Raw genomic sequence first — 13,730 nt, 5'->3', positions numbered from 1 at the left:
ACCGCTCACAGGATGGGAGAAGTCACACGTCCCACGTGACGGGAAGGTTGAACACGCCGTAGATGGTCATGTGATCGCGGAACCGCACTTCCCCGGCCAGCCGCAGCGACGGCAGCCTGCGCAGCAGGGCCGCGAACCCGATCCGCATCTCGATCCTGGCCAACTGCTGACCGAGGCACTGGTGGATGCCGTGGCCGAAAGCCATGTGGCCCTGCGCGTTGCGCGCCAGGTCGAGTTCGTCCGGATTGGCGTACTTGCCGGGGTCGCGGTTCGCGCCCGCCACCGACATCGTCACCGCCTGGCCCGCCTTGATCAGGTGACCGTCGATCTCCACGTCCTCCAGCGCGGTCCTGGTCGGTCCCAAGTGGATGATCGAGAGGTAGCGCAGCAGTTCCTCGACGGCCGCGACCGGGTCGGCGAGCAGCGCCTGCGCGCGGCCCGGCTGCTGCATGATCGTGTACGTGCCGAGCGCCAGCATGTTCGCGGTCGTCTCGTGCCCGGCGATCAGCAGCACCAAGGCGACGGTGATCAACTCCTCCTGGGTCAACTCGTCCTCGGCGATCAGGCCGCTGAGCAGGTCGTCGGTGGGCTTGGTCCGTTTGGCGTCGATCACATCGTCGAGCAGTGCACGCAGCGACATCCACGCCCCGATCGCCTCTTCCGCGCCGCTTTCCAGGTCCAGCAACGTGGACGCGTCACCCTGGAACTGGTCCCTGCGGTCGTAGGGGACGCCGAGCAGTTCGCAGATCACCAGCGACGGCACCGGAAGCGTGTACGTCGGCACCAGGTCGACCGGCGGGCCGCTCGCCACGATCGCACCGAGGTGCTCGTCGACGATCTGTTCGATCCGAGGTTCGAGCAGCTTCATCCGGCGCACGGTGAACTGGCCGGTCAGCATCCGCCGGATCCGGCCGTGCTCGGGGTCGTCCATCCGGTTGAACATGCCCGGCGGCATCGGGAAGTCCTTCATGGCCGTCATCCGCTCCACCGGGATGACCGGGTGGGTCAGGTCGACCCGGTTGCTGAACACGGGACTGGCCAGGATCGCGCGCACCGCGTGGTGTCCGGTCGCGAACCAGCCGTCGTGACCATCGGCGAACGTCATCCGCACCATCGAGTCGGCGGTGCGCAGCTTGGCGATGTCCTCGGGCGGGTCCAGGGGGTTGGGGCGCTGGGTCGGCAGGCCCTGGATGCTCTCGATTGTCATGGTTCAAGGACTACACGAGATTCACAAACTTGTGAAGTTAAGGAACTGTCAAGAAGTCACCTTTTACTGACATTTCACGGCAGGCCGATGAAGTCGGCCATCTGCCCGATCGCGTGCGCGAAGAACTCGTCCGCCGGGTCGACACTGCCCCTGAACTGCCCGAACAGCTGGCTCCACACGATGATCGCGCGGTTCGACGACACCTCCGGCGCCAGTTTCGGCTCGACGTCGACTCCGGCCAATTGGGCCGCGAGCCCGTGGCGGCCGCGCCGGGCGGAACGGCACAGCCGCCACCGGGTCCTCAGCCGACCCTGCCGCCCACGACGGGGATGTCGAGGCTGCTGCCGTCAAGCGAGACGGTCAACGCACCGGCGGCCGTGTCGGTCGAGATGTACGACCGGTCGTTGGCCATCAGCACCAGACCGATCCGGTGCCCGGCTGGCACGACGTAGTCCTTGCCGTGCAACTCCCAGGAGGCCGTGTAGGTCTGGCCGGGAACCAGCGCGCTGCCCGTGGTCAATGACGAGCGGTTCTTCAGGTCGATCGCGCCACGGGTGATCACCGTGGCGGTCACCGCCTCCGCGCGTGCGGCGTACGGTTCCGCGCACCCGGTCTTCTGCTCGATGTCCGACAACGTGCACTCCTGGTTGATCAGCTCCTCAGGCGACATGTCCTGGGCGGTGAACGCCGTGCCGGGACCGTAGTCGACGAGCAGCGCGGTGAGCGGCGCACTGGCGGTGTTGGACCGCACGGTCACGTTCACCTTGGGAGTACCGGACATCCGGGTTTGCTGCGCCAACGCGGGCGTGACGTAGACAAGCCGGTTCGGCGCGGCGGCCGCGTAGTTGGCCATCGCCGTGGCCTCGGTCTGCGTCCTGTTGTCGGTGAAGGTCTGGGTGGACGCCGCGGGACGCGCCGCCTGCAACGTACCCGCGACACCCGACCCCGCCGGGCCGAAGTTCAGGCGCACGTCACGGGCACCCGCGTCCGGCCAGCTGCGGTGTGTCTCCCACGAACCGTTGGGCCGCTGGATGTCGGCCATCGGCTCGTCCATGATCCCGTTGTTCATGCCGAACAACCAGTGGTCCATCCACCGGTGCACCACGCGCTTCCACTCGTCCGGCCGAGCGCTGACCGGGTCGATGTGCGCACCGCGGTGCAGCCAGATCTTGCGCGGCACGTTGTGCTTCTGCAGCAGGTTCCACCACGCGACACCGTTGCGCAGCTTGACGTTCCAGTCCTCCATGCCGTGCACGAGCAGGACCGAGGCCTTCACCTTGTCGGCGTTCGGCTTGTAGTCGCGTTCGGCCCAGAACGGCGTGTAGTCCCAGGTGTTGTCACCCGCGTTGTCCCCCAAGGACTTGATGAACGCGGCACACCTGGTCTTCGCGGCGGAGCTGGCCACGTAGTTGGCCAGGTACTCCGGATACCGGCTGCCCCAGCCACCCTGGTAGCCGATGCCCTGGTCGCGGGTGTAGTCGTACCAGCTGGAGATGGCGGCGATCGGGATGATCGTCTTCAGCCCGTCGACCCCGGTCGAGGCGACGGCGTTGGGCAGCGTTCCGTTGTAGGAAACGCCGCTCAGGCCGACAGCGCCCGTGCTCCACGTCGCGACCGCACTGGAACCGTTGGCGTAGAAGCCCTTCACGCGACCGTTGAGCCAGTCGACCACCGACTTGATGGACAGCGTGTCCTCGGCGTCACCCGTGGTCGGGCATCCGCCCGAACGACTGGTGCCCTGCATCTCGGCCTCGATCACGGTGTACCCGCGCGGCACGAAGAACTCGTCGTACCAGTTGCGGAAACCGTATGGTGCCTGGGCGGTCCCGGGCGCCTTGTAGTACGGGCTCGGCTCCATCACCACGGGCGTCTTCAGCCCGCTGTTGGTCTCCTTCGGCCGGATGATCTGGATCGCGATCCGGTCGGGCTTGCCGTCCTTGTCGCTGTCCATCGGGGCTTCGACGAACACGTCCTCGCGAATGGCGTCCTGGTAGGAGTAGATCGGCAGGGTCTCCTCGATGTCCTGTGCGGCAGCGGGCACAGGCACAGCGAGCGTGGCCAGCACCGTACCCAAGGCGGCGGTGACCCCGGTTCGTAGTCGTCTCATGACGTTGAGCGAACCGACGAAACCGGGCATCCGGCACGGCCGAAAGGACCGATTCGTTCACACTTCGTTCCCGTTTTCCGATCACTGGAGCAGCCAAAAACCTTGCGCCCCAACGCATTGACCCAAGACCCAGCAACCCCACCCGAAAGAGTGAAAGCATAACGACGTCATAAGCCGATAAACTGAACGCATGTGCGAACAGCTGAACCTCCCCCTGCGGACCATCCGACAGCCCGCGGACATCCCACTGGCCGACATGACCGACGACCAGGTACTCGACTACATCGCGTACCACCACCAGGCCCGATCGACCGCCGACGCCAAGCTGATCAGAGGCTTCGCGAGATTCGCCGAACTGCGACAACCCAGACGCACCGGTATCGACCTCGGCGACGGCGCGGCGGAGGAAGTGGCGATGGAACTGAGTGTCAGCCCCAACACTGCGGCCGCCCACCTCTCCCAAGCCAAATCCCTCGTCGCCCGGCTCCCCGCGACGGTGAACGCCTTGGAAGCGGGCGAGATCGACTACACCAGAACAAAGGCGCTGCACGACTACACGACAGAGCTCAACGCGGACCAAGCCGCCGAGGTGGAGAAACGTGTCCTGGAAGGCGGAAAACGCGACAACCTGACCCGCTTCAAGCACGCACTGCGCCGAACAGTGATCCGGGTGGATCCACGGGGCGCGGAGCAACGACGCCAGCGGGCCAGAGAGCACAGAGATGTAACCAAGTGGGACAAGCCAGACGGCACAGCGACACTCGGCATCACGCTCGATCCCCATGAGGCCCACATGGCGTACCACCAGATCACCACCCTGGCGGCCCAACGCACGACGCCTGGTCGCAGCCTCGCTCAACGCCGCGCGGACGTGTTCATGGACATGGTGCTGGGCAAGGAGATGAACCGGCCACCGGTGACCGTGAACGTCCTGGTTCCGATGACAACCCTGCTGGGCCTGAACCAGGAACCCGGAGAGATAAGCGGCTACGGCCCCATCACGGCGGAGTACGCACGAGAACTGGCCCACGACGCCACCTGGCGCCGCGTGATCACGGACCCGACGGGCCACGTCCTGGAAGTGAGCAGAAGGCGCTTCGCCTCCCCCGCCCTCAAACGCCACCTCGACCTACGCGACAGAACATGTCGCCAACCCGGCTGCACAGTCCCTGCGGAACGCTGCCAGACCGACCACACCATCCCCCATGCGACCGGCGGACTAACCAGCGCCGCTAACACCTCCACCTTCTGCGAACGGCACAACCTCATGCGCCAGCGAACAGACTGGAAACTCGACCAACCCACTCCAGGAACCCTGCTCTTCCGAACCCCCGCGAACCGAAAACTGCTGACCCACCCCGAACCCTACGAAGCAGCCCCCTTCTGACAAGGAAGCCACCGCCCTACTTCCCAACGTAACCAACGCGCCTCACCTACAGAACAGGACAGAACTGGTATCCACGCTGACGGTCCATTCCAGATCTCCCGCTTGGTCCACGCGGGTCTGTCAAACGCTTTACAGTCCCATCACCGCCCGCGTACGGGCGTGGTTCGTGCGCGGTGTCGCCGTACTGCGTCGCGGTTTGCGCATGTGTGGGTGCAGTAGCGCTGTCGGCCGGGTGTTCCAGCACCAGTCCTGCCGCTGTGCAGCGGTGCGCCAGCTCCTCTGCCGTCTTCGGGCGTGTGTTGGCCAGGTCCGCGGCCAGGTTCACTACATCCGCGCCGTAAGGGTTGAGGTGCACGGGATACGTTTCCCTGCTCATTGTTCTGCTTGTGGTGGACGCCGGGTACAGCACTGTCCAACCCGGCGGCAGCAAATCCGTCGCGTCCTGGTTCGACGTGTCCCAGCGGGGTCTGGCGATGGGCATTCGCCAAGCGGGTCTGCCGTTGGGTGGTTTGGTCGCCGCGGCCGTCATGCCGCTGCTTGCCACGGTTTTTGGTCTACGGGCGACGCTTCTGACCGGCGGCATTGTCGCCGCGCTCGGCGCGATGGCTTTCCTGTGTTTCTACCGCCAACCACCGACAAGAGAGTCCACACCCCAAGCCAACGGTTCCGGGACGGGGGAACCGTACATGGTGCGGGTCATTGTTTCCGGCGTGTGCATGGTCTCGGTGCACAGCGGCATCGGGATCCTCACGGTGCTGTACCTCACCGAGACGACATCTCTCGAGGCGGGCTCGGCGGCTCTCGTCTTGGTAGCTGCCCAAGGAGCAGGTGCCGTCGGCCGGATCTGCCTGGCGGCGTGGAGTGACCGAAGCAAGTTCGGTCGCTACAGCGTCGTCATGACATCCATGGCCGCCGTGAGCCTGGGCATGGCCGCGCTGATGACTCCCCTTGGCCAGGACGTGACCGGCAGTTTCGTGCCGGTCTGGGGCCTGCTCACCGCGATGACCATCCTGGGGCTGCTCTGTCCACGTCAAACACCTCGTCGTCCGGGTTGACGCTCGTCCAACCCCTTTTCAGGCGAACTGGCCGCCGTGCCATGCCAGGCTTCGGCGCTGGACGAGCATCAGCAGGCGGTTGAGTACGAAGCCCAACGCCCCGATCAGCACGATCCACGCCCACATCCCGGCGAGGTCCGAGTATCCCTGTGCACTGGCGAGCTGGTAGCCGATTCCGCTGCTCGTTCCCACGAGCTCGGACAGCACCATCAGGATCAGGGCTATCGACAGGCTCAGGCGCAGGCCCGCGAAGATCTTCGGCGCCGCCGCGGGCAGCACGATCCCGAAGACCCACTGTGGCTTCGAGATCCGGAACGCTCGTGCGGTGTCCGTTTTCGTCGCGTCCACGGAACGGGCGCCGTCCACCGCGTTCAGCAGCACCGGCCAGATCGCTCCCGTCACGATCGTCACCAGTTCTGTCTGCGGGCCGAGCGCGAACATCACCATGAACACCGGGACCAGCAGCGGCGGCGGGACCGATCGGGCGAACGACAGCAGGGCGCCGAAGTAGTCCATCGCCTTGCCTGCCCGGCCCAGCGCTATGCCCAGGACGATGCCGAGCACCGCCGCGATCAGCCATCCGCCCAGCAGGACGCCGAGGCTCGGCAGGATGTTCCCGACCAGCATCGGCGACGAGAACCAGAGTTCTCCCGCCCTGCCCGCGATCTCCAACGGCGGCGGGAAGTACGGGTCCGCGGCTGCCTTCGTGAGCGCCTGCCACACGACAAGGACCGCCGCGACCGCCACGCAGCTCACCACAAGTGGCCACCAGCGCTTCGCCGAAGTCGCGTCACCGGACGATCCCGTCGCGGGCCAGCCGAGCCACTTCCGGTGCGCACCGGCGAGCGTCGCGTTGATCACCAGACCGAACAGGCCCGCGAGCACGGTCACGGCCAGCACCGTGTCCATCCGGCCCGCGCTCAGGCCGTGCACGTAGACGAACTGCCCGACGCCGATGCTGCCGCCGTAGAGGAATTCCGTTGCCACGACGGCGATCAACGCGATCGACGCGGTCAGCCGCACACCGGTCAGCACGAACGGCGCCGCACTCGGCAGGACCACAGCCGAGATCATCCGCAGCCGGGACGTGCGGAACGCACGCGCTGTCTCGACCATGTGCCTGTCCACTTCGGCCACCGCGTAGATGGTGTTGAACAGGATCGGCCACACCCCGGCGAACACCGCCAAGGTGATCTTCGTCTGCGAGCCCGCACCGAGCAGCACCGTGATCAACGGGATCAGCGCGACACCAGGCAATGGGCGCAGGAACTCGATCAGCGGCATCGTCGCCGCGCGCACCACCGGGATCCGGCCGATGACCAGACCGAGCGGCACAGCGATCGCGATCGCCAAGCACAACGCGATGAGCCACGCCAGCACCGTCGACGCGACATCCGCGACGAACCTCTGCTCGCCGAACACCGTCAGGCACCGGGTGAGCACCTCGGACGGCGGTGGGATCGACCGGGCACCAAAGGATCGGCTGGCGACTTCCCACGCGAGCAGGAAGCCCACCAGCCCGATCAACGACCGGATCAGTCGCAACTCAGCTGCTCGGCGCGGTGTAGATGTACGAGGTGGCCTGGATGTCCTCACGCAGCTGCGACAGCTCGGGGTAGCTGCGCATCAGCGTGATGACGCGCTGCACGCGCGTGGCGTCCAGCGAAGTCGGGAACACGCCGAGGTTCAGCAGCGGCACCGTGCCCTCGTCGACACCGGTCAGTTCCTTCATCACCTTCTGGAGGTTGCCGCGGTCACCGGAAGCACGCTGCGCCTTGGTCATCGCGCGCTGGAACGCCGCGACCGTCTTGGGGTTCTCCTGCGCGAACTTCGACGGGGACACGTACCCGCTCAGCGGCATGTCCAGCGTCGGCCCGGCGATCACCTTCAGCGACCGCGTCGCGCCGAGGTCCTTCTCGGCCTGCGTCATGAACGGCTCGATCGCGATACCCGCGTCGATCTGCCCGCTCTCCAGTGCCTTCGGGATGTTCGGGAACGGCACCTGCACGTAGGTGACCTTGCTCGGGTCCGCGCCGTTGTCGCGCAGCGTCGAGCGGAACAACAGGTCGCCGATGTTGCCCGGCGGCTGGTGGACGCTGACCTTCTTGCCCTCGAAGTCCTTGGGCGACGCGATGGTCACGCCCTTGCGGGCCAGCATCACGAACGACTCCGGGGTGCCCTGGTACGCGTCCGCGACGATCTTGGCGTCGAGGGTCTTCTTGGAGGCTGCCTGGAAGTACGACACGTAGTTCATCAGGCTGAAGTCCAGGTCGCCCTTGTTGAGCAGCGGCTGGGTCTGCGAAGCGGACTGGAACAGCGTGATCTTGGGGTCCAGTCCCTCTTCCTTGAAGTAGCCGAGCTTCTCCGCCACCTTGACCGGCGCGTCGTCGACCGACGCGATGATTCCGATGTGGATGTTGGGCTTCTCGACCTGCCCGGATCCGCCGGACGAGTCACTGGACGAGCCGTCCAGGATGCCGCATCCAGCGGCGAGCAGCGCGATGGCCGCGGCGGCCGTGGTGAGACGGAGCATCCCACCGGCACGCTTACCTGCCGTAAACATTCGATCCTCCGAAGATCCGACCTGTGAAGGCGGCTCATGGTAGGCCGAACGAGGACGATCTTGGCCAGTCGCGTCCTTACTGTTCAAGAAAAAACACGCAAATAGTCCGAACAGACCAGCAGTCCACCTGGCCTTACTGGTCCGTTCAGGTGACAGAACGAGCCTATGTCACAATTAAGCATCACCCAGCGTGAGTCCACTGTGGTAGTGACCACACCGAACGCACTCATGCATTGGGTAATTACCCACAGCGTTTCGTTTCCAAACCCTCATCACTGACGGTTACGCAGATAGTCGCTGACGACAGCCGCTCCGAGACCGTCCAAATCGGGCGCGACGACCCGGCCGCCGCTGCGGCGGGCCATGATGTCCACGAACGCTTTCAGGCGCTCGTCCTCACCGAGCATGAACACCGACACCGACGCGCCCAGCCTGGCCAGTTTGTCCACTTCGGCCAGGGTGAGCCGCAAAGTCCTCGGCAGCGGCGGGTAGTTGAATTCGGCGTCCCCGTCCGGTTCCAGGTGCGCGGTCGGCTCGCCGTCGGTCACGACGATCACCACCGGTTGCGCGTCCGGGTGCCGCCGGATGTGCCTGCCCGCCAGCAGCAGCGCGTGGTGCAGGTTCGTGCCCTGCTCCCACACGCCCTCCATCGCGGTCAGCTCGGCCATGTCCACTTTGGTCGCGTACCGGCCGAACGTGATCAGTTCGAGCGCGTCGCTGCGGAACCGGGTTTTCACCAGGTGGTGCAATGCGAGCGCGGTGCGCTTCATCGGCAGCCACCGGCCGTCCTGCACCATCGACCACGAGGTGTCCACGCACAACGCGACCGCCGCGCGTGCGCGTTGCTCGGTTTCGATCACCTCGACGTCCTTGACGTCCAGCGCGACCGCGCCGCCGGAGCCCGCCGACCGCAGGACGGCGTTGCGGACCGTCCGCGACACCTCCCACGGCTCGGTGTCGCCGAACTGCCACGGTCGCGACGAGCCCGTCGGCTCGCCCGCGGCGCCCGACCGCGCGGTGTCGCGTTCGCCGCGGCGGTTCGACAGCGACTTGACCACGTCCTTCAACGCGGTCTCGCCGAGGCGGCGCATCGCCTTGGGCGACAGGCGCAGCGTCCCGTCGGCGGCTCGTTCGAGCAGCCCCTGTTCACGCAACGCGCGTTCCAGTTCGGACAGTCGACGGGCGTCCACAGCCGACTCCTGGCCCAGCTGGCGTTCCAGCGCTTCCAGGTCGATGTCCTCCAGCCGCGCACCGGGGTAGGCCTGGCCGAGTTGTTCGGCCAGTGCGTCCATTTCGGCCAGGTCCTCCATGGCCTGCACGCCTTCGCCCATCCCGAACGGGTTCTGGCCGCGGAACCGGCCGCCGGAGGTCCAGTCCTCCCCCGGCCGCAGCGACTGCAGGTGCGCGTCCAGCCTGCTGACCTCGGCGGCCAGCCGGGGATCGCCGAACGCCTGCTGGATCAACGAACCCAGCTCGGCGCGCTGCTCGGCCGACATCGAGTTCATCATCCGCTGCGCGGCGGCCGCACGAGCGGCCAGCGCGTCGATGAGTTCCTCGACGTTGCGCGGGTTCTCCGGGAAGAACTCGCCGTGCTTGCCCATGAACTGCTCGAACCGCTGGTGCGTGTCCGCGTCGCCACGGGCGTGCGCCGCCAACAGGTCGTTGAGGTCCGACATCATCTCGCGGACCCGCTCGACGTCCTCCGGCGTGGCGTTCTGCAGCGCCTGCTTCATGCCGCGGAACCGCGACTCCATCAGCTCCTGGCCGAGCAGGTCCTGGATCTTCTGGTAGTTCTCCCGCGCCTGGGGCGACTGCCAGTCGTAGTTCCCCAGCTCCCGCACGGCCGCCGCCGTTCCCGGGGGCAACGCGTCCAGCTGTGCCTCCCGGAACCGCGCGTCGTCCGACGGGTCCGGGAACAGGTGCCGTTTCTCGGCCTCCAACGCCTCGTCCAGCAGGCGCTGGACCTCCTGCAGCGTTCCGTCGAGCCGGTGGCGGCGCTGCAGGCGCGCGCGTTGCTGCCACAGCCGCCTGGTCATGTCGTCGAGGCCGCGGGTGCCCCGGACGCCTTGGCGCAGCAGCTCTTCCAGTGCGGCCCGGGGCGACGAGCCCTCCATCACGTCCCGGCCGATCTGGTCGAGCGCGGCCCGCAGATCCACCGGCGGCGCCAGCGGATCCGGGCCGTCGTGCCAAGGGCGGTACGCGAAGTGCGTCACGGCTGTTCCGCCTCCCCGGGATTTTTGCGCTTGGTCACCTTGGGCAGGCACCATTCAGGTTCAGTGCGTACTGGCGGCTGGCTTGCGCCACGTTCCCCTGAGGTGCGGTTGGGTGCCACGTGGGTTGACACAAGAGTGGTCATGGGCCGTACACCGCGGTACCGTCTTCCGCGTCCTTGGCCAGCCTGCGCGACAGGTACAACGACTCCAGCGCCAACTCGACGGCGGAGGCGATCCGACCGGCCGAGTCCGTCGGGTTCACCCCGACGCGTTCGGCCACCTCGTGCAGCACAGGCAGTTCCGGCAACGCGTTCAGCACGTCGGACGCCGGGATCCGCTCACCCGTGGTGACGATGCGGCCCTCGCCGATCGCGTCCTCGAGCGGGCCGAGGTCCAGGCCCGCGAAGGCGTACCGCGCGGTCTCCGCGACGGCCATCCGCAGCAGGTGCGTCAGGTGCTCGGTCTCGCGGCCTTCCTCACCGGCCTCGAACTCCAGCTTGCCCCGCAGCACGTCCGGGACGGCGTCCAGGTCGATCGGCCGGGCCACCGCCGCGTCCTCGCCGGTCAGCGCCGCACGCCGGAGCGCGGCCGCGGCCAGCGTCTCCGCCGCCGCGACGGCGAACCGCGCCGAGACGCCCGAGCGCTGGTCGATCGCCGCCGAATCGCGTAGGTTGCGCACGAACCGGGCGACGACCTCGATCAACGGATCCGGCACCTCGGCGACGAGGTCGGACTCCTGGCGGACCAGGTCGATCTCGGCGCCGACGTCCAGCGGGTAGTGCGTGCGCACCTCCGCGCCGAACCGGTCCTTGAGCGGCGTGATGATCCGGCCGCGGTTGGTGTAGTCCTCGGGGTTCGCGGTCGCCACGAGCAGCACGTCCAGCGGCAGCCGCATGGTGTAGCCGCGGATCTGGATGTCCCGCTCCTCCATCACGTTGAGCAGGCCGACCTGGATCCGCTCGGCGAGGTCCGGCAGTTCGTTGATCGCGATCACGCCGCGGTGCGCCCGCGGAACGAGTCCGAAGTGGATGGTCTCGGGGTCGCCGAGGCTGCGGCCCTGCGCGACCTTCACCGGGTCGACGTCACCGATCAGGTCGCCGACCGAGGTGTCCGGGGTCGCCAGCTTCTCGGCGTACCGCTCGGAGCGGTGCCGCCACGCCACCGGCAGGTCGTCACCGAGTTCGGCGGCCCGGCGCCTGGACTCGGCGGTGATCGGTTCGTACGGGTGCTCCCCCAGCTCGGAGCCCTCGATCACCGGGGACCACTCGTCGAGCAGCCCGGTCAGCGTGCGCAGCAGGCGGGTCTTGCCCTGCCCGCGCTCGCCCAGCAACACGAAGTCGTGCCCCGCCAGCAGCGCTCTTTCCAGCTGCGGCAGGACGGTACGGTCAAAACCGACAATTCCCGGCCAGGGATCGCCACCCGCCCGCAGGATCGCGAGCAAGTTGTCCCTGATCTCGGCCTTCACGCCACGCTGCTGATGGCCGGCGGCCTTCAGCCCGCCGACTGTGCGTGGCAGATTTCCACGATTCACCTCATTGACGCTACGTCGGATTCCGGGTCGCGCCAACGTGGAGTAACTCCGGTCCCCCGCAGCATGGCCAATGACGTGTCCAACGCGGCTTCGAGGTGGTCGACCCGCCCGGTGGACAGCAACAGCGTCACACCACCCTGCACGGCGGCCAGAAGCCACGCCGCGATCCGGTCGGCGTCGAGCCCGGGGTCGATGTGCCCGCCTTCCTGCATGCTCACCACGCCCGTGCGCAGACGGTCCTGCCATTGTTCGAGCAGCTGGCCGGTCAGGGCCTGGGCGGCTGGCGTCTTCCGGCCGAGTTCGGTGATCAGGACCCCGAGCGGGCAGTGCACACCGACCTCGCGGTACCGCCGGACCACCTGGTCACGCCAATCGCGCCACGCCTGCCAACTGGTCAACGCGCTCAGGTAGGGCTCCTGGTCGAGCAGGACCCGGTCGGCCTCGTACCGCGCGACCTCGAGCAGCAGTTCCTCCTTGCCGCCGGGGAAGTAGTGGAAGATCTGGCTCTTGCTGGTGGTCGTACGGGCGCGCACGTCGTCGAGCGTGGTTGCCGCCGCGCCGTGTTCCCGCACGAGCGCCGACATGCCTTCGACGATGCGCTGCCTGGTCGCGGCGCCCTTGGCGGTCAGCACGACACCTCCCCATTTCTGGACTTGCCGGTCCATTTTATCCGGACGATGGTGGGGTCATGCGAGCGATACTGATCGAACAACCGGGTGGCCCGGAGCGGCTGCGGATCACCGACCAGCCGGACCCCAGCCCCGGGCCGGGCGAGATCCGGGTGGCGGTCGCGGCGGCCGGGGTGAACTTCATGGACACCGGGACGCGCCGGTTCGGCCCGCCGGACGGCCGTGTCCCGGTCGTGCCCGGTGTGGAAGGCGCCGGGCGGGTCGTGGAACTGGGCGAGGGCGTGACCGGCCTGTCGGTAGGCGACCGGGTGGCGTGGGCCTACGCGTACGGCTCGTACGCCGAGCAGTTGGTGCTTCCGGCTGATCGCGCTGTGCCCGTACCGGATGACATCACCGACGAGGTCGCGGCGAGCATCATGCTGCAAGGCCTCACCGCCCACCACTTCGCCACCGAAGCGGCGCCGGTGTCGCCGGGCCAGCTCACGCTGGTACACGCGGCAGCGGGTGGCGTCGGCCAGAACCTCGTCCAACTCGTCAAGGCGCGGGGCGGACGGGTCATCGGGCTGGTGTCCAGCGAACCCAAGGCGGACATCGCCCGCGCGGTGGGCGCCGACGAGGTGCTGGTGTCCACCGGCCCGGACTTCGTCGAACCGGTGCTGGACCTCAGCGGCGGCGAAGGTGTGCACACGGTGTTCGACGGCGCGGGCGAGACCACGTTCCACGCCTCGATGAAGGTCCTGCGCCGCAACGGAACACTGTTGTACTTCGGACCGCTGATCGGCGCGGTGCCGACGGTGAACCTGCGGGACCTCCCCCACAGCGTCAAAGTGGCCTACCCGGTCTTCCACGACCACATCCCGACGAAACAGGCGCTGCTGCGGCACACCGCCGACCTGTTCGGCATGGTCCGCGACGGGCGGCTGAAAACGCGCATCGGCATGCGCTATCCGCTGGCCGAGGCCGAGCAGGCGCACCGGGACATCGAGTCGCGCGCCACCACGGGCAAGTTGTTGCTCCTGCCCTAGGTAGGCTGCCGCT

General features: G+C 67.4%; 12 protein-coding genes. 3 read left to right on the top strand and 9 right to left on the bottom strand.

Annotation, left to right across the window (positions count from 1 at the left end):
- Positions 1–22: 22 nt before the first annotated feature.
- The 3 genes from ALI144C_RS16395 to ALI144C_RS16390 form a co-directional block, all read right to left on the bottom strand.
- Entirely contained in the window at positions 23–1,207 is a 1,185-nt protein-coding gene (locus ALI144C_RS16395; RefSeq protein WP_076987944.1) for a cytochrome P450, read from the bottom strand.
- A gap of 74 nt (positions 1,208–1,281) precedes the next feature.
- Complete coding sequence (locus tag ALI144C_RS57460) at positions 1,282–1,449, bottom strand: hypothetical protein (protein WP_237774165.1); 168 nt, start codon at positions 1,447–1,449, stop codon at positions 1,282–1,284.
- Between the two features lie 59 nt (positions 1,450–1,508).
- The gene (locus ALI144C_RS16390) at positions 1,509–3,314 is read right to left on the bottom strand and encodes a Xaa-Pro dipeptidyl-peptidase (protein ID WP_076988007.1); all 1,806 of its coding nucleotides are present in this window, start codon (positions 3,312–3,314) and stop codon (positions 1,509–1,511) included.
- A 190-nt stretch (positions 3,315–3,504) separates the two neighbouring features.
- On the opposite strand from ALI144C_RS16390, the gene ALI144C_RS16385 reads away from it, so the two are divergent.
- On the top strand, positions 3,505–4,701 hold the full coding sequence (locus ALI144C_RS16385; protein WP_076987943.1) for an HNH endonuclease signature motif containing protein: 1,197 nt from the start codon (positions 3,505–3,507) through the stop codon (positions 4,699–4,701).
- A 140-nt stretch (positions 4,702–4,841) separates the two neighbouring features.
- Here the strand turns inward: ALI144C_RS16385 and ALI144C_RS59050 are convergent, their stop codons facing one another.
- Entirely contained in the window at positions 4,842–5,117 is a 276-nt protein-coding gene (locus ALI144C_RS59050; protein ID WP_168211263.1) for a CGNR zinc finger domain-containing protein, read from the bottom strand.
- On the opposite strand from ALI144C_RS59050, the gene ALI144C_RS16380 reads away from it, so the two are divergent.
- Complete coding sequence (locus tag ALI144C_RS16380) at positions 5,046–5,756, top strand: MFS transporter (RefSeq protein ID WP_076987942.1); 711 nt, start codon at positions 5,046–5,048, stop codon at positions 5,754–5,756. The two genes, ALI144C_RS59050 and ALI144C_RS16380, sit on opposite strands and share 72 nt — an antisense overlap.
- An 18-nt stretch (positions 5,757–5,774) precedes the next feature.
- Here ALI144C_RS16380 and ALI144C_RS57455 read toward each other — a convergent pair whose 3' ends face one another.
- From ALI144C_RS57455 to ALI144C_RS16350, 5 genes are all read right to left on the bottom strand, one after another.
- On the bottom strand, positions 5,775–7,301 hold the full coding sequence (locus ALI144C_RS57455) for an ABC transporter permease (RefSeq protein WP_237774163.1): 1,527 nt from the start codon (positions 7,299–7,301) through the stop codon (positions 5,775–5,777).
- Position 7,302: 1 nt separating this feature from the next.
- Entirely contained in the window at positions 7,303–8,289 is a 987-nt protein-coding gene (locus ALI144C_RS16365) for an ABC transporter substrate-binding protein (RefSeq protein ID WP_076987941.1), read from the bottom strand.
- Between the two features lie 302 nt (positions 8,290–8,591).
- Positions 8,592–10,532, bottom strand: a complete 1,941-nt coding sequence (locus ALI144C_RS16360; RefSeq protein WP_076987940.1) for a vWA domain-containing protein — start codon at positions 10,530–10,532, stop codon at positions 8,592–8,594.
- A gap of 139 nt (positions 10,533–10,671) precedes the next feature.
- On the bottom strand, positions 10,672–12,063 hold the full coding sequence (locus ALI144C_RS16355; RefSeq protein ID WP_076987939.1) for an ATP-binding protein: 1,392 nt from the start codon (positions 12,061–12,063) through the stop codon (positions 10,672–10,674).
- Positions 12,060–12,728, bottom strand: coding sequence for a TetR/AcrR family transcriptional regulator (locus ALI144C_RS16350; RefSeq protein WP_076987938.1), 669 nt, complete (start codon positions 12,726–12,728; stop codon positions 12,060–12,062). Before ALI144C_RS16350 ends, ALI144C_RS16355 begins: the two co-directional genes overlap by 4 nt.
- A 23-nt stretch (positions 12,729–12,751) precedes the next feature.
- On the opposite strand from ALI144C_RS16350, the gene ALI144C_RS16345 reads away from it, so the two are divergent.
- Complete coding sequence (locus ALI144C_RS16345) at positions 12,752–13,717, top strand: quinone oxidoreductase family protein (RefSeq protein ID WP_076987937.1); 966 nt, start codon at positions 12,752–12,754, stop codon at positions 13,715–13,717.
- Positions 13,718–13,730 lie beyond the last annotated feature (13 nt).

This window comes from Actinosynnema sp. ALI-1.44, from assembly GCF_001984155.1.
GTDB lineage: Bacteria > Actinomycetota > Actinomycetes > Mycobacteriales > Pseudonocardiaceae > Kibdelosporangium.
This window is presented reverse-complemented; position numbering and strand designations above follow the sequence as displayed.

What these genes read in the sequence shown, in the direction of transcription:
- ALI144C_RS16385 (WP_076987943.1), top strand. Translation starts at nt 3,505, where the DNA reads ATGTGCGAACAGCTGAACCTCCCCCTGCGGACCATCCGACAGCCCGCG.
- ALI144C_RS16345 (WP_076987937.1), top strand. Translation starts at nt 12,752, where the DNA reads ATGCGAGCGATACTGATCGAACAACCGGGTGGCCCGGAGCGGCTGCGG.
- ALI144C_RS16395 (WP_076987944.1), bottom strand. Translation starts at nt 1,207, where the DNA reads ATGACAATCGAGAGCATCCAGGGCCTGCCGACCCAGCGCCCCAACCCC.
- ALI144C_RS16350 (WP_076987938.1), bottom strand. Translation starts at nt 12,728, where the DNA reads ATGGACCGGCAAGTCCAGAAATGGGGAGGTGTCGTGCTGACCGCCAAG.
- ALI144C_RS16390 (WP_076988007.1), bottom strand. Translation starts at nt 3,314, where the DNA reads ATGAGACGACTACGAACCGGGGTCACCGCCGCCTTGGGTACGGTGCTG.
- ALI144C_RS16365 (WP_076987941.1), bottom strand. Translation starts at nt 8,289, where the DNA reads ATGCTCCGTCTCACCACGGCCGCCGCGGCCATCGCGCTGCTCGCCGCT.